16 protein-coding genes are annotated in these 18,715 nt (G+C 64.1%); 4 read left to right on the plus strand and 12 right to left on the minus strand.

Annotated elements, in window-relative coordinates; all coding sequences use genetic code 11:
* Positions 1-77 precede the first annotated feature (77 nt).
* The 7 genes from ACN6KF_RS02565 to ACN6KF_RS02595 form a co-directional block, all read right to left on the minus strand.
* Entirely contained in the window at positions 78-503 is a 426-nt protein-coding gene (locus ACN6KF_RS02565; RefSeq protein ID WP_434955326.1) for a hypothetical protein, read from the minus strand.
* 16 nt (positions 504-519) lie between these two features.
* Positions 520-2,067: a c-type cytochrome gene (locus tag ACN6KF_RS02570; protein WP_434955327.1), complete on the minus strand. Its 1,548-nt coding sequence runs from the start codon at positions 2,065-2,067 to the stop codon at positions 520-522.
* A gap of 44 nt (positions 2,068-2,111) precedes the next feature.
* Positions 2,112-3,530, minus strand: coding sequence for an NADH:flavin oxidoreductase (locus ACN6KF_RS02575; protein WP_434955328.1), 1,419 nt, complete (start codon positions 3,528-3,530; stop codon positions 2,112-2,114).
* Positions 3,531-3,672: 142 nt separating this feature from the next.
* Positions 3,673-4,557 carry a hypothetical protein gene (locus ACN6KF_RS02580; protein ID WP_434955329.1) on the minus strand — a complete coding sequence of 295 codons (885 nt, stop codon included), beginning with the start codon at positions 4,555-4,557 and terminating at the stop codon, positions 3,673-3,675.
* Position 4,558: 1 nt separating this feature from the next.
* The gene (locus tag ACN6KF_RS02585) at positions 4,559-6,391 is read right to left on the minus strand and encodes a peroxidase family protein (protein ID WP_434955330.1); all 1,833 of its coding nucleotides are present in this window, start codon (positions 6,389-6,391) and stop codon (positions 4,559-4,561) included.
* A gap of 263 nt (positions 6,392-6,654) precedes the next feature.
* On the minus strand, positions 6,655-7,872 hold the full coding sequence (locus tag ACN6KF_RS02590) for an ROK family transcriptional regulator (protein WP_434955331.1): 1,218 nt from the start codon (positions 7,870-7,872) through the stop codon (positions 6,655-6,657).
* Between the two features lie 204 nt (positions 7,873-8,076).
* Positions 8,077-9,000, minus strand: a complete 924-nt coding sequence (locus ACN6KF_RS02595) for a DMT family transporter (protein ID WP_434955332.1) — start codon at positions 8,998-9,000, stop codon at positions 8,077-8,079.
* A 351-nt stretch (positions 9,001-9,351) separates the two neighbouring features.
* Between ACN6KF_RS02595 and ACN6KF_RS02600 the strand changes: the two genes are divergently transcribed.
* Positions 9,352-11,100 (plus strand): aromatic amino acid ammonia-lyase, encoded by a 1,749-nt coding sequence (locus tag ACN6KF_RS02600; protein ID WP_434955333.1) that lies wholly within the window; start codon positions 9,352-9,354, stop codon positions 11,098-11,100.
* 88 nt (positions 11,101-11,188) lie between these two features.
* Here the strand turns inward: ACN6KF_RS02600 and ACN6KF_RS02605 are convergent, their stop codons facing one another.
* The gene (locus ACN6KF_RS02605) at positions 11,189-12,559 is read right to left on the minus strand and encodes a glutamate--cysteine ligase (RefSeq protein WP_434955334.1); all 1,371 of its coding nucleotides are present in this window, start codon (positions 12,557-12,559) and stop codon (positions 11,189-11,191) included.
* Positions 12,560-12,777: 218 nt separating this feature from the next.
* On the minus strand, positions 12,778-13,515 hold the full coding sequence (locus ACN6KF_RS02610; RefSeq protein WP_434955335.1) for a 16S rRNA (uracil(1498)-N(3))-methyltransferase: 738 nt from the start codon (positions 13,513-13,515) through the stop codon (positions 12,778-12,780).
* A 238-nt stretch (positions 13,516-13,753) separates the two neighbouring features.
* On the opposite strand from ACN6KF_RS02610, the gene ACN6KF_RS02615 reads away from it, so the two are divergent.
* On the plus strand, positions 13,754-14,218 hold the full coding sequence (locus ACN6KF_RS02615) for a hypothetical protein (RefSeq protein WP_434955336.1): 465 nt from the start codon (positions 13,754-13,756) through the stop codon (positions 14,216-14,218).
* An 18-nt stretch (positions 14,219-14,236) separates the two neighbouring features.
* Positions 14,237-15,196, plus strand: a complete 960-nt coding sequence (ubiA, locus tag ACN6KF_RS02620) for a 4-hydroxybenzoate octaprenyltransferase (RefSeq protein ID WP_434959600.1) — start codon at positions 14,237-14,239, stop codon at positions 15,194-15,196.
* An 8-nt stretch (positions 15,197-15,204) separates the two neighbouring features.
* Here ubiA and ACN6KF_RS02625 read toward each other — a convergent pair whose 3' ends face one another.
* Positions 15,205-16,104 carry a LysR family transcriptional regulator gene (locus tag ACN6KF_RS02625; RefSeq protein WP_434955337.1) on the minus strand — a complete coding sequence of 300 codons (900 nt, stop codon included), beginning with the start codon at positions 16,102-16,104 and terminating at the stop codon, positions 15,205-15,207.
* 104 nt (positions 16,105-16,208) lie between these two features.
* Between ACN6KF_RS02625 and ACN6KF_RS02630 the strand changes: the two genes are divergently transcribed.
* Positions 16,209-17,198: a zinc-dependent alcohol dehydrogenase family protein gene (locus ACN6KF_RS02630; protein ID WP_434955338.1), complete on the plus strand. Its 990-nt coding sequence runs from the start codon at positions 16,209-16,211 to the stop codon at positions 17,196-17,198.
* A gap of 64 nt (positions 17,199-17,262) precedes the next feature.
* Here ACN6KF_RS02630 and ACN6KF_RS02635 read toward each other — a convergent pair whose 3' ends face one another.
* Both ACN6KF_RS02635 and ACN6KF_RS02640 read right to left on the minus strand, forming a co-directional pair.
* A complete protein-coding gene (locus ACN6KF_RS02635) occupies positions 17,263-17,634 on the minus strand; it encodes a VOC family protein (RefSeq protein WP_149251795.1) in 372 nt (123 codons plus the stop codon).
* Complete coding sequence (locus ACN6KF_RS02640) at positions 17,631-18,509, minus strand: ChuX/HutX family heme-like substrate-binding protein (protein WP_434955339.1); 879 nt, start codon at positions 18,507-18,509, stop codon at positions 17,631-17,633. Before ACN6KF_RS02640 ends, ACN6KF_RS02635 begins: the two co-directional genes overlap by 4 nt.
* Positions 18,510-18,715 lie beyond the last annotated feature (206 nt).

An 18,715-nucleotide genomic window follows, 5' to 3' on the forward strand; every position in this document is an offset into this window, starting at 1 on the left:
CCCGCCTGTGATATGGCCCTGGCGGCCTCGAACTTAAAGGGGAGCGCCGGCACCGCTCGTGGAGTCCGGATCCGGCATCAGGGACGCGTCATCAGCTGGCTGATCAGCAGGCGCCGGTATAGCAAGGCGAGCACCACGGCGAAAAAACCGTCGAACAGCGCGAACCACAGGAAGCCGCCGCCGCAGAGGAGCCAGATCAGCGCCATCCACAGGCGGCCCGCGATGCCGATCAGATTGGGCATCCGGGCAATCAGCGGCCTGTACCAGCCGGGGACATACAAGGCGGTGACGAGCAGGAGCGTTGCACCCCAGCCGCGTTCCCAGCCCACCGGCATGGCTTCCGGCAGGCCCGCCATCTGCGAAACCCAGCCGGGGCAGAGAATGCAGGCGAGCCCGATCAGCACATGCACGGCCATGTTGAAGCCGAGGACGAGCCGGTAGCTGCGCAGGGCCCTGGCGGCCTGCGCCATGGTCCATCCGAGGGTGAGAGTCTGATCGGTCATGGCGGGTTTCTCCCGGTCAGAAGGTGAGCAGATAGGCAAGCAGGTCCGATTTGGCGGATGCGGGCAGATCCGTGCCGTAGAGATGGCCATCCTTGCCGTTGCCAGGCTTGGCGGTATCGAAGCAGAAGCCGGATGCCGGCGGCGGGGCCTTGGGATCGCAGGGCGGCGAGAGAAAGCCGCCATTGACGGGATCGACCACGTCACTGCCGCGTAGATAAGCAGCCGGACGCTGGGCGGGCGGCGCCAGCAGGTCCTTCAGCGTGGGTATGGCACCGTTGTGCAGGTAGGGCCCGCGCAGCCACAGGCCGTCGAGCGGCAGATTGGCATAGCCGTCTGTCTTTTCGAAGGATCTGAAGGCATAGGGCGTGCCGGCGAACAGTTCGGTGAGCTGCCTTTGCCGGAAGGCCGGCGTGTAGCTGTCGAGGCGGGCCCTGTCGGTGCCGAGGCTGGCGATCGGATCGACCTTGCCGATCGCGTCGCCCCGGAACTGGTAGCCTGCCGGATCCTGCTCGCCGTGGCAGGAACTGCAGGCAGCCTTGTAGGTGGCGCGGCCCCGCGCAACGGCTCCGGCCTCAGGCTGGTTGGGGGAGGGCGGCGGCTTGAGCGTGAGCAGCCAGTCGGCAACGCGCTTGATGGCGGCATGGTCGACCGTCTCGGGGGTGACGCCGGCGCCGAGCGCGGCCGAAAGGTTGCGTTCGGCCAGCGAGGTGTTGTTGCCGTCCCAATGCAGATGCATGCCCTCACGCGGCCCTTGTTCAAAGACCGCCGGGAAGTCGGCGGCGCCGATCACCTCGGCCGGCGTCAGTGTCGCGGCGGGGACCTTCATTTGCACCACCTTGTAGGGATTGAAGGTATCGACCCGGCCGGGGCCCCAGTCGGGCTGGTGGGCCAGCAGCGATTCGAGCCTTGCATGCCGAGCGATCAGGCCCTCGCGCAGGCTGGGCAGCACGAGATAGCGCCAGGCGACCTTCTCGACCGCGCCGAAGCGATGGCCGGCAGCTTCGGCCGCGGGAATCAGCGTGTCCGGAGCCATGCGCTCGTCGGCTGCGGTCGAGAGGACGAAGCTTACGAACCGCTCGAACTGCAAATTGTTGGACGGCATCGCCGGCACGATGATGCGGGGGGCATCAGCGCTTATGCGGTAGGTGCCGGTGTGGCAGACGGCGCAGTTGAGCCAGACCATGTCGACGCCGCGTACCGTCCTCCGCGAGACCCCGATGGGCAGGTCCCGCTGGCGCCCCAGGGCGTCCTTTTCATAGAGGAAGCCGAAGGCGCTGTAGTCGTCGCGCTTTTCGAAGGCATCCGGGAACATCCTAGGCAGGGCTTGCCAGACCCGGTAGGGGATGCCGCTTTCCGTCTCCGAGCCGATCGAGCCATATTTGAAATGCTCGATCGCCTCACCATAAACAGGCGTGTCGTTGCGGGTGAGGAGAATGGCGGCCGTCAAAGCGAGATAGAACACTGTCACCAGGGCAGCGATGAGCACGAGCCGCACCGGCTGCCATTTCCGGCGGCGCTGCGCCAATTGGCGCTCGACTTCGGTGACGAAATAGGGTTGCGGCATCGCGCTTTTCCTTGGCCGTGTTCGGGCAGCAGCCTCCGATCGGCTCATGAAACGGGGTGAGGGGTGTTGCGCTTTCTCGTGGTTCGGGCGGCGTTGGCCGGTGCGGGAGCAAGGCTCGAACTGGACGGCTCCATGCCGGGAATGACCAGATTGGGCTTCGTCGCGTAGATCGAGTAGAGGGCGGCCAGCATGGCGTCGCGGTCGGGAAAGCGCTGTTCCTCGTAGCAACCCAGCGGGTTCTTGGCCGCATTGACCAGGCATTTGTTGCAATAGGTGCAGGGATTGGCGGGGCGGTCGTGCCCCGCCTGCCATTGCTGCGGCAGATCGTTGTTGGCGATCAGGGAACGGGCGATCGCCACGCCGTCGCACTGGCCCGAGGTCAGGGCCTGCCTGACCACCGAGGCCGTCTGGAAGCCGCCGGTGACCAGCACCGGGATGGCAAGGGCCTGCTTGAATTGGCGCGCCTCCTCCAGGCTGATGCCTTCGATGCCATGGCCCTTCTTCATGCGGAACCACAGCCAGCGGAAGATCGGGCGCAAAGCCGGGTAGCGGAACAGCAGGAAATTGCGCAGGCCGTACAGGCCGGAAGCGATCATGGCGTCATAGACGACGGCCAGGGTCTCCAGCGAAAGGTCGCCCGGCGGGTTGAGCGGGTGGGGAAACAGCGAGCCGGTGGAGACGTGGATGGCATCGACCCCCGCCGTCTGGCAGTAGCGCGCCACCTCGATGGTCTCGTCGATGGTGTTGCCCTTCTTTTCCCAGGGAATGACGTTGTTGCGATCGACCGCGGAGAGCTTGACCTGCAGATGGAAATCCCGGCCGACATGGCTGCGGATCGAGCGGATGACCTCCAGGAGGAAACGCGCCCGGTTGGGCAGCGAACCGCCATAGTGGTCGGCGCGGTCGTTGATGCCGGAGGAGAGGAACTGGGTGAAGAGGTAGCCGTTGGCCGCATGCAACTCGACGCCGTCGCAGCCTGCCTCCCGAGCCCGCCAGGCGGCTCTCCCGAATTTCTCGACCAGGATGGCGATCTCGCCTGCGGTCATCGCCTGGGTCGGGAAGCCGTGCAGCGTCTCGCGCGCATTGGTGGGGCTTGCCACCGGGCGATGCTGGTTGGTGACACCGGGTACGTCCATCTGCCGGCCCGAATGGCTGAGCTGCATGATGAAGCGGCAGTCATGGACGTGGACTGCTTCGGCGATGCGGGCCCAGAGCGGGATAAAGGCATCGCGATGATTGGTGGCGTAGTTGGCTGCGATCCGTCCCTCGATCGCCACCGGCACGAAGGAGGTGATGATGGCGCCGATGCCGCCCCTGGCGAATTTGCTCTCCCAGTTGAGACGCGTCTGGGTGGGCGAGCCGTCCTCATTGTCCCAGCGCCCGGAAATGCTGGAGCGGAAGATGCGGTTCTTCACCGTGAGGCTGCGGAAATGAAGCGGCGTGAAGATCGGATCCTGGGTCATGGCGATGTTTTCCTGCGCAAGGGCTCCAGGCAGATTCCTCCTGATCGCGCCACAGGCCCGATCAGGAGGAATCTGCAAGATATCAAACATTTGCAGAGCTTCTGGGCGAGACCCATCCGTGGGTCTCGCCCAGAAGCTCTGCTTAGCGGCGCGCTCGCGTCCAGATCTGCTCCAGCAGCCTGAACACGAAGCCGGAGGCAGGGCAGGCGCTCCAGGAGGCCGACTGAAAGGCGGTGGCGGGGTCGAGCGTGCGCGCGGCCGCATGAGCGAGTTTGAAGCGCACCAGGGTCCCATGCGTCAGGGAGCCACCCGGGACGTCGGCGACGCCCTTGGCCTGGCGCAGCACGGAATCAGGCGCCGCCAGGCAAGCCATCGCCGCCGCCTTGCCGTCGAGAGCATGGCGGCTGGCGCTATCGTCATGGAGGGCGCGCAGGCGGTCGAGGCTCGCCATGATGTTGTGCACGGCGATGCCGATGGCGTGGATGGCCTCCGGATTGCGTCCGACCGCGGCAGCCAGGATGTTCCTGTCGGCATGCAGGGTGCCGAACACGGCCTGCTGCAGCCAACGCAGCGGATTGACTGTTCGCGCGGTGGCATCGAAGCGGATCGCGGCTTCCCAGAGGCGTTGTGCCGCCGCATCGTCCAGGGTGAAGCCAGGAACGAATTGCTGCGCGATCAGGGCCTGCAGGGCCGGTCCCGCTCTGTCGCGCGTTACGTCGCCGCGCACATAGGCGATCAGGGCATGGTTACCGGCGAGATCGGGCAGGAGGACATGCCGCAGCCTGTCGGCCAGGGCAGCCTGGGCCGCGCGCCGTCCGGCGTCGTCGCGGCCGCGCATGGTGGGCAGAAGGGTCCCGTCGATGCTGAACACCCGGGTCAGCCGCCCGGCCAGCATCCGGTTGAACAAGGGGCCGGCCTTGTCATAGGCACGGTCGAGACGGGGATCCCGGTCGATCGCACCGATGGTGGCGGCATCGTCGACCTCGAGAAGATCAATCAGCAAGGGGATATGGATGCGGCGGGTCATCTCACCTGCTCGCCTTGGTCCAGGGGAAGAAGACGTTGCGCGTCGCGGTGAAGGCCGGCGCGAGTTCCGGGGCATGGCGCTGCAGCACGGTGAGGAGCGAGTTCTCCTGGACCCAGCGGAAGCCGGCCGGCGTATAGATCTCGGGACGAAAATCCTCGGTGAAGAAGCGGTCGCTCTTGAGGCGGCGCGAGGCCATCAGGATGAAGATGCGGAAGGCCGTGTCCGAAAAGCCGAAGCCGGGCGGCGAACCATTATGGGCATTACTCTCGACCAGGGTGCCGACCAGGAGGTCGACCTGTTCGACCGTGCGGTAGACTTCGGCAAGCTCCGTGCGCCAGGTCGTGTCATTGGTCAGTTCCTCGAAATTGCGCGGTACCGGCGCGCCGATCTGGCGCCGGAACTCGCAATAGCGCGGCACGCCGCGCTCGCGGTCACGCAGAATGTCGATGGCGGCGAGGTCGACGAAGATGTTCTCCTCCACCCTCTTGTCGAGCCTTCTCAGCGTGTTGGGGAAATTATGCAGCACCAGGGCGCCGGGGTGGGAAGTGCCGAGCGAATAGACGACGTTGAGAAAGCCGGCTTCTTGGTAGACGGTGCGGGTCTTGCCCGCGAAGACGTCGGTGAGGTTGCGCTTGAACAGGGCGTCGTCATCCTCGTGACGGCGGAAGGAAAAGCTGTCCGGCATCAGCGAATGCAGGCGGTAGCAGGCGGCGAACTCCTCCGTCATGGCATAGGGCGCGCCGTGATGGTTCTTGGGGGAACCTGGGATGCCCGACAGGATCTCCCCGTCGCTGATACGGCCGAAGCTGTTCTTGTAGGTCTCGCCGAGCAGGCCGAAATAATTGCCGCGCATGGCAAAACGGCCGGACGGGGAGTTCATCAGGGCCGGGGTCCACTCGGCCGTGTGGATCTTGGCAAGCAAGGCGGCGTTGACCAGACGGGCCTTCTGGAACAGCCATTCGCCGGATTTGTCGGGATGGTCGATGCGCAGGCGGTCGACGATGGCGTTGTGCTCGCGGGCGAACAGCGTATGCAGCACGGAGAGGCCGACCCACCAATTGCCGTTGACGCCGGACAGTTCCGATCCCGCTTGTTTGGCTTCGGTGTCGACCGGCAGATGGCCGTGTTCGTCGAGATGGATCTTGCCGTCGGCACGGATCGCGCCGGTCGCGGGATCGCTGCGGATGCGGGTCTGCAGCGCGAGGCTGGAGCCATAGATCTGCGAGGCGTCCCACCAATGGCTCTCGGTGTTGGTGTAGGTGGCCGGCCGTCCAGGCTGGTCCGCCTCCGTCAGATCCGTCGGGGTCCGCAGCACCTCCATCGTCCTGGCCGGCCAGTCATCCCCCTCCGGGACGTCGAAGCGATGGGGATTTTCCTTCAGATTGGTGCCGTGGCTCAGCCAGTCATGCACCATGAACTGGATCCAGGCCGCCGCCAATACGTTCAGATGCGGTACGGGAACGAAGGCCTGGCGCGCCAGCAGTCTGGAACTGACCAGCCGCGGATTGGGCTCGTACAAGGTTGGCGCCACCTCGCCATAGGTCTTGTTCAATGCGACGTTTCGGCCGAAGCGTGTCTTGGCCCGCCCCATCCAGGGCTGGGCGAGATCGTTGTAGCTGCCGTCGGCCGTGCGGAACTGGAGAATGTCGAAGCCATCCGCCGGGTCGGGCCGCGCGGGTGCCGTCTCGGTATCGAAGAGGTTGTTCTGTCTCAAGATTCCCCGGCTGCCGAGCATGATGGCAACGCTCACAGGGAAGGGCCAGCGGTACCAGATGCGAAAGCGGCTCGTTCCCCGTGCCAGCAGGATCAGCAAGCGATCGACAATTCCAGTCATTGCATCCCCCTTAGTGGCAGCAATGATGGGTAGGAAGCGCAGGTTTGTCGACTTGCAAATCCCGGATGATCAATCCGGAATCACGGTATTGTCACGGTATTTAACGCAATGAATTCTTCAGCATCGAGAGCATGGTGGAAGATTATACCTCGAAGATGAAAATCTTCAGGGCGCGGATTTTGTTTGTCTGATTTCTGATGAATTTACATTGACGCAAAGGGAGGGGTGACCCTTCTTGTCTGTTCAAAAGTCGTCGCGCAGTTTCAGGCTGCGCGCGGGCGCTGATGCCGAAGGATGGTGCGCTCGATCGTTTCGAGGCGCGTCTGCATTTCGATGACGAGCAAGGCGGCCCCGAGCAGCAATCCGGTGGGCAGATCGGACTGGGCCGGCGCGATGGTGAGGTTGCGCGTGGCCAGCGGCAGCGAGCGCTGATAGACCAGCTCGCGAATGCCCGACATCAGGTCCTCGCCGGCCAGTGCGAGCGTGCCGCCGATCACGATCACGCTGGGATTGAGCACGCTGACCACGTCGGAGGTCACCTCGCCGAGCACGCGTCCGGCTTCGCGCACCAGCCGCACGGCTTCCGGCTCGCCCGCCTGGGTCAGCGCGATGATGTCGCGGGCGGCCGAGGCCTCGATACCGTGGCTCCGCAGATCGCGGGCGATGGCCCAGCCGGCGGCCCGTGCCTCGACGCAGCCGAGTTTGCCGCAGCGGCAGAGCGGGGCGGGGGCGTGGGTGAGCTGAATATGGCCGATGTCGCCGGCCGCGCCCTGGGCGCCGCGATAGAGACGGCCATCGGTGATGATGCCGCTGCCGATGCCGGTTCCCGCCTTGATGTAGAGGAATTGGCCGACACCGGGCCAGAAACGACGATATTCGGCCAAGGTCATCAGATTGACGTCGTTCTCGATCGCGACCGGGGCGTCGAATTGGCGGCGCATCCAGGTGCGGATCTCGAAATCGTCCCAACCCGTCATGACGGAAGGGCCAACGACGCGGCCGCCTTCGTGGTCGACCGGCGCCGGCAGGCCGAGACCGATGCCGAGTACGTCCCCGCTGTCGCGCCCGATCTCAGCAAGCAGCGCTCGGAACTGCTCGACGATCCAGCCAAGAACCGGCACTGGGCCGCGGCGAATATCGATGTTTCCCACCGCTTCCGCCAGGATCCGTGGTTCGAGATCGGTGACGGCCAGGCGCACATGGCTCTCGCCGATATCGGCGCAAAGCGTCACGCCGAAGGCGGTGTTCAGTCGGATGAGGCGCGCGGGCCGGCCGCCGCTCGGCATCGCATCGGGTGCTTCCTCGATCAGCCCGGCGGCGAACAGGGCGGCGAGGCGTTCGGTCACGGTGGAGCGCGACAGGCCGGAGGCTTCGATCAGGGCAGAACGCGATCGCGCCTTTCCGGAGGCGATCAGCCAGAGGATCGCGCCGGCTCCCGCCGCCGAGCCTGCTTCCTGTCCCGACCTGACGCTATCCTTCACCGCGGCTCCTCGCTGCCATACCTGTTTTGCCGGCCGGCAACCTTATGACCAGAATCAGTCATAAGCCAGGAGAGAAGGGTCCATTTTCGCGAGCTCGGACGTCCCCGTCCGCTTTTTCTTGCTGCAAGCGTCGTGGTTCCAAGCTGCGGATCGTCCGACACTCTCTCAAGTGTCGTAGGGACGTCCGCGCTTCCAGGGGCATGATCAGCGCCGCCCGGTCAGCATCAGCAGATTGCCGGCGAGCACGACCGCGAGGCCTGATATGGCGAGCGTGGTCCAGACATAGCCTTCGAAGATCGTCGAAATGGCCAGCGCGACCACCGGGAACAGCACGGTGGAATAGCCGGCCCGGCTGGCTCCGATGCGCGACAGCAAAGTGAGATAGGCGGCAAAGGCGGCGACCGAGGAGAGCAGGGCCGACCAGAGCAGGGCGCCGAGATAATGCAGATTAGGCTCGATGATGAAAGCCTGACCGCGTGCGATGCTGAAGACAAACAAGAAAAGCGAGCCGTAGACCATGCCCCAGGCGGTCGCCGAGGTCAGGGAAATGGCGCGTTTCTTCAGGCTGAGGGTCAGCATGTTGCCGAAGCAGAAGCTGAGGGTGCCGACCACGCACAGAACGAGGCCGGTGAGGGCCGCGCTCGAAAGATGGTCGCCGGCGAGTTGCGGCGCGAACATTAAGCCGACGCCGGCAAAACCCATCAAGGCGGCGATGACCGAGCGCGGGCTGGGCTTCTGGCCGAATATGAGGGCGCTCAGCACGATGTTGAACACCGAGGTCAGCGAAAAGACCACGGCGAGCAGGCCGGATGGCGTCGACAGGCCGCCATAGTAGAAGCACAGGAAATTGCTGGAGAAGAGCAGCAGGCCGAGCCCGGCGAAGCCGAGATGGTCCTTCCAGGCGAAGGATAGTGGGCCACCCGATAGCATGACCCAGCCCAGCATCATCACCGCGGCGAGCAGGAAGCGCCACAGCAGCGAGACTTCCGGCGCGACCACGCCGAGTTGCATGTGCAGTGCGATCCACGAGGTTCCCCACACGAAGACCACCCCGGCATAGAGGCCGAGATCGATGGCTCCGAGCGGTGCTGCCCCGCCCGGCCCTGCATTCAAAGTCGTACTGCTCATGGCCTCGATTATCGGGGGATTTGCCGGATCGGTCCAATCAAGCTCGCGAATGGAAGTCATCGCGCCGATTGATGGTTGCGGGACGCGGACGCTTCAACCGGGCCGGAATGACGGGCCTGCCAAACAGGCTTCGATACCGGCAGTGGCGGTTGGGCGATCCGAATTTTCACTGGCCCGATTGACAAGGAGCTGCAGGGATTTTTACTTATATGAATATTTTTTTCTAATTAGTGAAGCGTTGTATTGGGAGCTTTCCGCTAACCGATAGGAGAAATGCGTATGTTGAGGCGTACCAGGTATCCAATTCGTCTATTTTTGACTGCCGCGGTCGTTGCTTTCCTATTTTCCTCAGTGCCGCACGCGATAGCGTTTGAAGACACCAACAGATATCTGCCGATCACCGAGGCAGAGGTCGAAAAGACGGTCACGCTGACGGGACGCGATCTTACCTACCGGCAGGTTGTCGAGATCGCCCGCAATGGCGCCAAGGTCGAGCTCAGCCCCGAAGCGCGTCGACGCTCGGCCGATGCCTATGGCCTTTTGCTGCAGGGCGCTGCCGAGAACGTCACGATCTATTGGTTCAATCGTGGTGCGGGAGATCAGCGCGAGACGGTGATATTCTCGGGCGATCCGACGACCCCGGAAAACACCAAGCTCTTGAAGGATCAGCAGCTCGCGCGCTTCAAGGACGGTGTCAGGGATGGCTATGGGCCGGAGATCCGGGAAGAGGCTCTTGTGCGGGCCATCATGGCCATTCGCGCCAATACGATGTCATACGAGGCGGCCAGTCCGCCTCTGACGCAAATTCTCGTCCACATGCTGAACAAGCGGGTCACTCCCGTCGTGCAGTCGCGCGGCACGCTCGGCGAGGGGGATCTGAACACGATGGGCAATATCGGGGCCGCGATGGTCGGGGAAGGGGACGCCTATTATCGCGGCGTCAGAATGCCCGCCTCCCAGGCTCTCGCCCAGGCCGGCATCAAGCCCCTCGAACCTTTTGCCGCGGACGAGGCGGCGTTGATCAGCACCAATGCCTATGCGCAGGCGCAAGCGGTTCTGCTGCTCGAAGACTCCCGGAGGCTCTTGGAATGGGCAGATCTCACTTACGCAATGGACCTGCTGGGCATGAATTCCAGCGTGACGCCGATTTCGGCTCCGGTCCAAGCGATGCGTCCCTATGACTGGCTGACCTGGGACGCCGCCCGCATCATGGACATGATCAGGGGCAGCTATCTGTTCGATGACGATCCCGCGCGCATCATTCAGGATCCGGAGAGCATGCGGGCCTCGAGCCAGCGACAGGGATCGGCCTGGCATGCCTGGGCGGAACTCAGGGATTCCGTCAGCCTTTCCATCAATTCATCGGACCACAATCCGGCCACCATGCCGGGGCTCACGCCCGAAAGTTCCTGGGAACTGAGCACACCCCAATTCATGAAATACCATGTCAAGGGTGGGCCTCTCAGTGGCGGCAAGCAGGGTTACATCTTCTCCAACGCGAACTGGGACCCCTATCCCCTTGCCAATCAGGTCGAAGCGTTCACCATTGCACTGACGAATATGGGCGCTGCGGTCTCCCAACGGATCGAACGGTTCAAGAACCCGTTCTTCACGGTGGTCAAGCCGGCCGATATCCTGAACGCCGAAACACGCAGGAACACGCCAACGTTCGGCGGATATCTGCCGACCGACCTGTGGCAGGAACTTTCGGAGATGGGTACGCCCGTCACGCCGGCCGGGCAGGCCATCGTCTCGACGGTCGAAGACCTCCAGGCGCAGACCAGGATCAAGACCGAGCGCGCCCGCAAGGCCGTCGACCTGTCCTTCGAATTGCTCGCACATGACCTGCTCACGGCGAGCTATTGGATGGAAATCCGAAAGATCCAGAATCCATCCCGCAATTTCGGCAAGGCACCTTCCGAAGCTCTCGCGGCCTTGCGGCAAGTCGTGCCGTGGCAACAGCCAGGGGCGGAACGCCCGAAACGGCCGATCGGGATGGTGGTGTATGATTTCCTGCAGGCCAATCCGGCATCGAAATTCTATGGCGGCGGCCCAACACCTCCGGCGGCCCGACCCTTGCCGAAGGCCGGGCTGCAATAGCTGCCTGACGAATGGGTGCTGGGCCAAGCAGCACCCGTTATTTCGCAGCGCCAGAGCGTTTTGATCGAACGGACTTTGCCCGGCTGGTTCAATAGGCCTTTTCGTCGAAGACCGGATCGATCTTGCCGCCCCATTCGCCATGGAAACGGGCCAGCATCTCATCGGCGGCGGTGACGCCGCTTTCGACGACATCGTCCAGGCCGTCGAGGAAATGCTCCTCGTTGCGGCCTTCCCAATCCTCGATGTTGCGCGCCTTGAGTCCCTGGCGCGCGATGGCGAGGGTCCTGAGGGCGATGTCGCGGATGCTCTCGCGGCGGAAGGGAGTCTTCAGGGCCTGCCGGCTGACGGAATCGCGCAGGGCCTGGCGTTCGGCCTCGTTCCAGTCCTTCACCAGGTCCCAGGCCGCGTCGAGCGTCTCGTTGGAATAGAGCAGGCCGACCCAGAAGGCCGACAAGGCCGCGAGCTTGCCGGTCGGCCCGGCATCGGCGCCGCGCATTTCCAGATAGCGCTTCAGCCGCACTTCCGGAAATAGCGTGCCGAGATGGTTGGCCCAGTCCGACATGGTGGCGCGCTCGCCCGGCAATTGCGGCAGGGTGCCGGCCAGGAGATCGCGGAAGGAAGAGCCGGCCACGTCATGATAGACGTCGCCGCGCTTGACGAAATAGAGCGGCACGTCGAGGGCATAGTCGACATAACGCTCGAAGCTCATGCCATCCTCGAAGGCGAAGGGCAGCATGCCCGTGCGGTCGAGATCGGTGTGGCGCCAGACTTCCGAGCGTAGCGACAGGAAGCCGTTGGGTTTGCCGTGCAGAAAGGGCGAATTGGCGAAGATGGCAGTGGCGATCGGCTGCAAGGCGAGCGAGACGCGCAGCTTCTTCACCATGTCGGCTTCGGAGGAGAAGTCGAGGTTCACCTGCACCGTCGAGGTCCGGTACATCATGTCGAGGCCCATCACGCCGACCTTGGGCATGTAGTTCGTCATGATCTCGTAGCGGCGCTTGGGCATGCGCGGCGTTTGCTCCCGCGTCCATACCGGCGACATGCCAAGGCCCAGGAAGCGGATGCCGAGCGGGCCGCCGATCTCGCGTACCTGGGCGAGATGGGCGTGGATTTCCGAACAGGTCTGATGGATCGAGGGCAGGGGCGCGCCGGAGAGTTCGAACTGGCCGCCGGGTTCGAGCGAAATGGCGCCGCCGCCGGTAATGTCGAGCATGCCGATGATATGCTCGCCTTCCATGATCGGCTCCCAGCCGAGCATCGCCTGCATGCCCTCGAGCAAGGCGCGGATGCCGTTGGGACCTTCATAGGGAACGGGCTGGTGCGTGCCGGCCCGGAAGGGGAACTTCTCGTGCTCCGTGCCGATCCGGAATTGGGACGGCGGTTTGACGCCCTTTTCGATCCAGGCGACGAGTTCGTCGCGCGAGCCAATGGGGGTTGAATCGATTACGTCGCGGGCCATGCGGGGAGAACCTTACAAAACGGCCCGGACCATAGACAGTGCCATCCGGGAAAACAATCAGGCGCCGATACAAGATCGCGTCAAAAGTGAGAAGGGGTACTGGAGCGCGGACATGGCAGCGATATGCTCGCATGTCGCGATGTCCGCACTTTCCTGTCTCTTGAGAATTGTGAGTCCAAGAGCGGACTGGAAGTCCGCGCTCCATAGGAGATCCCGCCTCAGCGCCAATCTCCGCGGACAGCCTGCACCAAGGCGAGGGCTGCCACCGCCGCGGTGTCGGCCCGCAGGATGCGGGGGCCGAGTGAGAGGCGGGTATGGCTGGGAATGCGGCCGATGGCGCTGCGCTCGACATCGTCGAAACCGCCTTCCGGGCCGATCAGCACGGCGAGCGGCCCCCTGGGAACGGCAGCGAGCGCCTCGAGCGGGCTGGCGATCGCAGCGCTCTCGTCGCAGAAGATCAGATGCATGTCGGGGTTCCAGTCTTCGGCAAGACGCATCAGGTTCTGTTCCGGCTTGATCTCAGGCACGGAAATCACGCCGCATTGTTCGGCCGCCTCGATGGCATTCGCCCGCATGCGCTCGAGATTGACCCTGGAAACCTGGGTGCGGCGGGTGATCACGGGTTGGATGGTGCCGACGCCCATCTCCACCGCCTTCTGCACCATGTAGTCGAGCCGGGCGTGCTTGAGGGGGGCGAACAGCCAGCGCAGTGTCGGTATCGGGGTCTGGGGCCGGGTCTGCTCCTCCACCTCCAGGCCGATGCGCTTGCCTTCATGCGCGACCGCGGCGGCAAATTCGCCGTCCGTGCCGTTGAAGACCAGGATGCGCGCACCCGACTTCAGGCGCAGGACATTGCCCAAATAGTTTTGTTGCGTCTTGTCGAGCGCGACCGGCTGTCCTTCGCCGAGCGGCGCATCGACGAAAAGCCGGACGGAAAGAAAATCATAGGCGGCCATGTACCGGGTCTTTGTTCTAAGCAGAGTATTTCGAGGTCGCCCACCAGGGGGCAATATCGAGATACTCTGCAAATGTTTGAGATCTTGCAGGTTCTTACCGACCGAGCCACGTGCTCGGTCGGTAAGAACCTGCTTGCAGAAAAATAGGGGGTGGACACGCCATCAAGCTGCCCCGAACTTGCGAGATCAATAGTTCCTCTGTATCGAGAGTGTCACCACCAATCTTGCGGATGTCCTCATGTTGCGTCTCGTTTCGATTTCCCTCGTCGCCGGCACCTTGCTGGCCGCAGCACCGGTCGCAGCGCAGGAGTCGGCTCCGATCGGCAACCAGTTCTGCAACAAGGACCTGCAGCCGATGATCGATCGCCGTGGGAAGATCGCACTGGCTTTGCAGGCGATCAACAAGCGCGGGCGGCCCAAGACCTTCGAACAGGCCAAGAAGACATTCAACGAGTTCTGCGGCAGTCTCTCCTCCTACATCGAGAACGACAAGAAGATGCTGGACTACATGCAGTCCAACAAGGAGTTCTGCTCGATCACGGACGAGAATGTCAGGCAAATCTCGGCAGACCTGGCCCAGACTCAGAAAACCAAGGCGAAGATCTGCGCCCATCCGCCGCGCCAGCAGGCCGCGCCGCAGCCTGGTCGCGGCGGGGGTGGGCCTGCAGCGCCCAAGCCACCCGTCAATCTGCGCCTGCAGTAAAGGGAGAGTGCCGGCATGGTGCCGCGTCCCGCCGAGGCTGGTCTGACCGGGCTGGCGAACAAGGTGGCCGACGCACCCACCGGCAACTGGGTCGATCGCCACGCGCCGGCTGCCTGGCGACCTTTTCTGCGCCTGTCGCGCGCCGATCGCCCGATCGGCGGCTGGCTCTTGATGTGGCCCTGCTGGTGGTCGGCGGCCCTCGTTGCCCTTCATCATGGCACGGCCGGCCAGACACTCTGGCATCTGGCGCTGTTCCTGATCGGCGCCTTCGTCATGCGCGGCGCCGGCTGCACGCTCAACGATCTCGCGGACCGGGACATCGACGGCAAGGTCGAGCGCACGCGCTCGCGGCCAATCCCGTCGGGGCAGGTCACCGTCCTTGCCGCCGCGGCCTGGCTGGGGGCGCAGGGCCTGATCGGTCTTGTCATTTTGCTGCAGTTCAACCTTTTCGCCGTCCTGCTGGGGATTTCCTCGCTGGCGGTGGTGGCCGTCTACCCTTTCATGAAGCGGATCACCTCCTGGCCGCAGGCCGTTCTTGGCCTTGCCTTTTCCTGGGGCGCGCTGATGGGCTGGGCCGGCGTCGCGGCGGGGCTGGCCCTGCCGGCGCTGCTGCTGTTCGCTGGATCGGTGCTGTGGGTGATCGCCTATGACACCATCTATGCCTGCCAGGACAAGGAGGACGATGCGATCGTCGGCGTGCGCTCGACGGCGCTGCTGTTCGACGACAAGGCGCGCGGTGCGGTCGGTGCGTTCTACGCCGGCGCAGTGGTGCTGATCGGGCTGGCGCTGGCCACCAATGGCGCCGGCCTCCTGTCCTATCTCGGTCTTGCCGGCTTTGCCGTGCATCTCGCCCGGCAGGTCATGCGCTTCGATCATCGCGACGGCGCGCTGAGCCTGATCCTGTTCCGCTCCAACCGCGACGCTGGCGCCATCCTGTTTGCTGGTCTGATCGCGGATTGCCTCTGGAACTGGCTCTAGGGCGGCTGTCAGGTCATCATCGCCGGCAGGGCTGCAGCCAGGGCATCGACCGTCACGCGCACCTTCAGCGGCAGATGCGGCGTTTCAAGCCATAGCGCATAGGCGTCATAGAGAAAATCGGGCCGGTCCGGCAGGAGCTTGACCAGGGCGCCGGCCTGAATACGTTCGCGGACCAGCCAGGAAGGGAGCCAGGCCAGCCCCATGCCGGCCGCCGCCGCATCGGCGATGGCGTCGAGATCGTCCAGCCGCAACCGGCCGTTCGGCATGAATTCCCGCGGCTGTCCCTGCGCCGTCGGGAAAAGCCAGGGACGGATCCGGCCCGAGCGGCGATAGATGACGCAGGCATGACCGGCGAGGTCCTCGACCTGCATGGGCGTGCCATGATCGGCGAGATAGGACGGGGCGGCGCATAGGATCATGCGCTGGCGCGCGACGCGGCGCGCGATGATGCCGGCCCTGTCGTCCAGGGTGCCGGTGCGGATCGCCAGATCACAGCCATTCTCGGCAAGATCGATGATGGGGTCGCCGAGCGAAAGATCGAATGCGAGGGCGGGATGCCGCCGCGCCAACTCCAGCAGGACCGGCATGATGCAGTGGCGGCCGAACAGAGCAGGCATCGCGACCCGCAGCGTGCCTCGCGGTTCGGACAATTGGTCGGCGGCAAGGGCGTCCGCGGCCTCGGCTTCGGCGAGCACGATGCGGCAACGCTCGTAATAGGCACGTCCGAACTCCGTCAGGCTCTGGCGGCGGGTGGTCCGGTTGAGCAGGCGGACGCCGAGGCGCTCTTCCAGGAAGCGGACATGCTTGCCCACCATCGGCCCGGACAAGTCGAGCGCGGCGGCCGCCGCCGCAAAGGAACCGAGATCGACGGCCCTGACGAAGACGGCCATGCTCGCGAGGCGATCCATTATTCAAAACCAATGGTTTCTTCTGCTCTTCCTGACACAGCATTTATCCCGGAAATGAGGAGGTGCATACCATATTCGGTTCCATTGATTAGGAGTTCTACCAAATGGCTCGTATCGTTCGCTTCCATAGCCATGGCGGCCCGGAGGTGCTGCGCATCGAGGAGATCGCGCTTCCCACACCGGGCCGGGGCGAGATCCGCATCCAGGTCAAGGCGCTGGGGCTAAACCGGGCGGAAGCCTTGCTGCGCAGAGGCAGCTATATCGAGACGCCGGTCCTGCCGTCGGGCCTCGGCCTGGAAGCCGCCGGCGTGGTCGAAGGCATCGGTGCCGGCGTCGACGGTTTCTCGCTCGGCGACGCCGTCAGCATCGTCCCGCCGCAATCGATGGTGCGCTGGCCTGCCTATGGCGAGTTGGCGAGCTTTCCCGCCGAACTCGTGGTCAAGCATCCGCCGTCACTGGGCTGGGCCGATGCCGCAGCGCTCTGGATGCCTTATCTCACCGCCTACGGCGCCCTGGTCGACATTGCCGGGATCCGGGCGGGGGACTTCGTGGCCATCACGGCGGCCTCGAGCAGTGTGGGGCTGGCGGCGATCCAGATCGCCAATCGTGTCGGCGCCAAGCCGGTCGCGATCACCCGGACTTCCGCCAAGAGGCAGGCCTTGCTGAATCATGGTGCAGGCGACGTCATCGCTGCCGAGGAGGAAGACCTCGAAGCGCGGCTAGGGGCGATCGCCGGTCCGCAAGGGGTGCGCGCGGTATTCGATCCGATCGGCGGCCCGCTCTTCCTGCCCCTCACGGCAGCCATGGCGCGTGGCGGCATCTTGATCGAATATGGCGGATTGAGCAGCGCGCCGACCCCCTTTCCGTTGTTCACGGTGCTGAGCAAGAGCCTGACGCTGCGCGGTTATCTCGTCCATGAGATCACGGGTGACCCCGCGCGCCTCGAAGCCGCCAAGGCTTTCATTCTCGCCGGGGTACGGGAGGGCGCGCTCCGTCCCGTGATCGCCAGGACATTCGCCTTTGACGAGATCGTCGAGGCCCATCGCTTCCTGGAGAGCAACCAGCAGTTCGGCAAGGTCGTGGTGACGTTGTGAGCGAAACCCCTGGCTCTGGCCGGAACAAGGTCCGGACCGAAGCCAGGGGGCGACTTGTGAAGCCTCAATGGTCCTGCAACTGCTCGGCGAAGCGGATCAGATTGCCATGGCAATCGGTGATCGAGAACTCATGCGTTCCCCAGGGCTTGGCCTCGAGATGGCCTTTGCGGTGCACGATGTTGAGCGCGTTGAAATGCTCGTAGAGGGCCGCGATGCCGGTGACCTCGAGCCAGCAGCTTGTGGCCTGCGGCACCCGGCGGTTGCCCGTCAGCCAGAAGCTGAGACGCACGCCGTCGCGATGCAGGAGCAGGAAGGAGATGTCGCTGTGCAGGACCTCGAAGCCGAGCCTCTGGTAGAACTGCGTGGTTTCCTCGAAGCTGAGCGAGGCGAGAGTAGGGATCGCACCGGTGAGGCGCGCGGTCACGGCCTGGTTCATGACGTCACCGCCTTCTCCAGGATGCCGCGCCAGGATGCCTGCTGATCGGCCGTGGCGCCGTCATCGGCCTGCAGCCGCGCCGCCTCGCCGCCCGAAGCGAGGTGCAACACGAGGATCGGCCTGTCGCCGAGCTCGATGCTGCCGCCTGACAAAGGCTTCTCGTTGAGGTGCCAGTCGAAGCCGGGATCGAGCACGTTGAGCCAGGGGCCCATCCTGACGATCCTTGCCAGCGGCCCACGATGGCTTTGCCTGACACCGTGATTGGCGACTTCCAGCCTGACCGGAATGGCCTCGGCGGCGGCGGCCTCCAGCACAGCCTGCAGGTCGGTCGGGTTGCCGGCCGGAGCGGCGTCCGTCGATGCTGAGGCGGGGCGGGAGAAGGGAATGGGTTGAACGCCGTCCGGCCAGGCGAGTTCGGCCAGCAGTCGCTCGAAAGCGGCGTGATCGGCCTTGTCACGGGCATAGATCTTCCAGAGTGCACCGCCCGCCGCATCGAACAATTGGATGCTGCGCAACGGTCCCTTGGGGTTGGCATCCTCCACATAGAAGGCGTGTGCAACCGAAGATGGTATCAAGGTAAGGCTGAACCCCTCGCCGGCGAAGCGAATTTCGCCATCCGACTCGGCTCCGGCGGGAAAGGCGACATCCTTTTCGTGCACGGCCGACTCATTGCGGATGAGTGACATTACGGTACCCAGATGCGGCAGGGCGGCGCAGAGCGCGTCGACCCGGACGGCCAGGCGCCTCGCGCCTTCGTCGATCCGGGTCTCCAGCAGGGCGGCTTCCGAAACCCCCAATTGCGCCGCGGCATCGCGAATGCGCAATCCGGACTGACTTTCCCGGAGAGCCTGCCACCGTTGTTTTAACTCGCTCATTTCCCTTCTTTCCCTCGGTTCTGATCGGCGCAAAATAGAGAAATTCAAAACTGGGACCTAAGCTTGTTATTGCAGTTTAGAACTAAGCAAAACTGCGCAGATTATATCAATATAATCAGGCATTAATCCCTTGACACACCCCATTTGCTGCCGCAAATCGCTGAAAACTGTATGAAACGGCGCCTGCTTCTACAAGATAAATTATC

Source organism: Labrys methylaminiphilus subsp. lupini (assembly GCF_051161885.1).
Classification (GTDB): domain Bacteria; phylum Pseudomonadota; class Alphaproteobacteria; order Rhizobiales; family Labraceae; genus Labrys.

Coding starts and splice junctions, on each gene's coding strand:
- ACN6KF_RS02565 (WP_434955326.1), bottom strand. CDS start 503: ATGACCGATCAGACTCTCACCCTCGGATGGACCATGGCGCAGGCCGCC.
- ACN6KF_RS02570 (WP_434955327.1), bottom strand. CDS start 2,067: ATGCCGCAACCCTATTTCGTCACCGAAGTCGAGCGCCAATTGGCGCAG.
- ACN6KF_RS02575 (WP_434955328.1), bottom strand. CDS start 3,530: ATGACCCAGGATCCGATCTTCACGCCGCTTCATTTCCGCAGCCTCACG.
- ACN6KF_RS02580 (WP_434955329.1), bottom strand. CDS start 4,557: ATGACCCGCCGCATCCATATCCCCTTGCTGATTGATCTTCTCGAGGTC.
- ACN6KF_RS02585 (WP_434955330.1), bottom strand. CDS start 6,391: ATGACTGGAATTGTCGATCGCTTGCTGATCCTGCTGGCACGGGGAACG.
- ACN6KF_RS02595 (WP_434955332.1), bottom strand. CDS start 9,000: ATGAGCAGTACGACTTTGAATGCAGGGCCGGGCGGGGCAGCACCGCTC.
- ACN6KF_RS02605 (WP_434955334.1), bottom strand. CDS start 12,559: ATGGCCCGCGACGTAATCGATTCAACCCCCATTGGCTCGCGCGACGAA.
- ACN6KF_RS02610 (WP_434955335.1), bottom strand. CDS start 13,515: ATGGCCGCCTATGATTTTCTTTCCGTCCGGCTTTTCGTCGATGCGCCG.
- ACN6KF_RS02615 (WP_434955336.1), top strand. CDS start 13,754: ATGTTGCGTCTCGTTTCGATTTCCCTCGTCGCCGGCACCTTGCTGGCC.
- ACN6KF_RS02625 (WP_434955337.1), bottom strand. CDS start 16,104: ATGGATCGCCTCGCGAGCATGGCCGTCTTCGTCAGGGCCGTCGATCTC.
- ACN6KF_RS02630 (WP_434955338.1), top strand. CDS start 16,209: ATGGCTCGTATCGTTCGCTTCCATAGCCATGGCGGCCCGGAGGTGCTG.
- ACN6KF_RS02635 (WP_149251795.1), bottom strand. CDS start 17,634: ATGAACCAGGCCGTGACCGCGCGCCTCACCGGTGCGATCCCTACTCTC.
- ACN6KF_RS02640 (WP_434955339.1), bottom strand. CDS start 18,509: ATGAGCGAGTTAAAACAACGGTGGCAGGCTCTCCGGGAAAGTCAGTCC.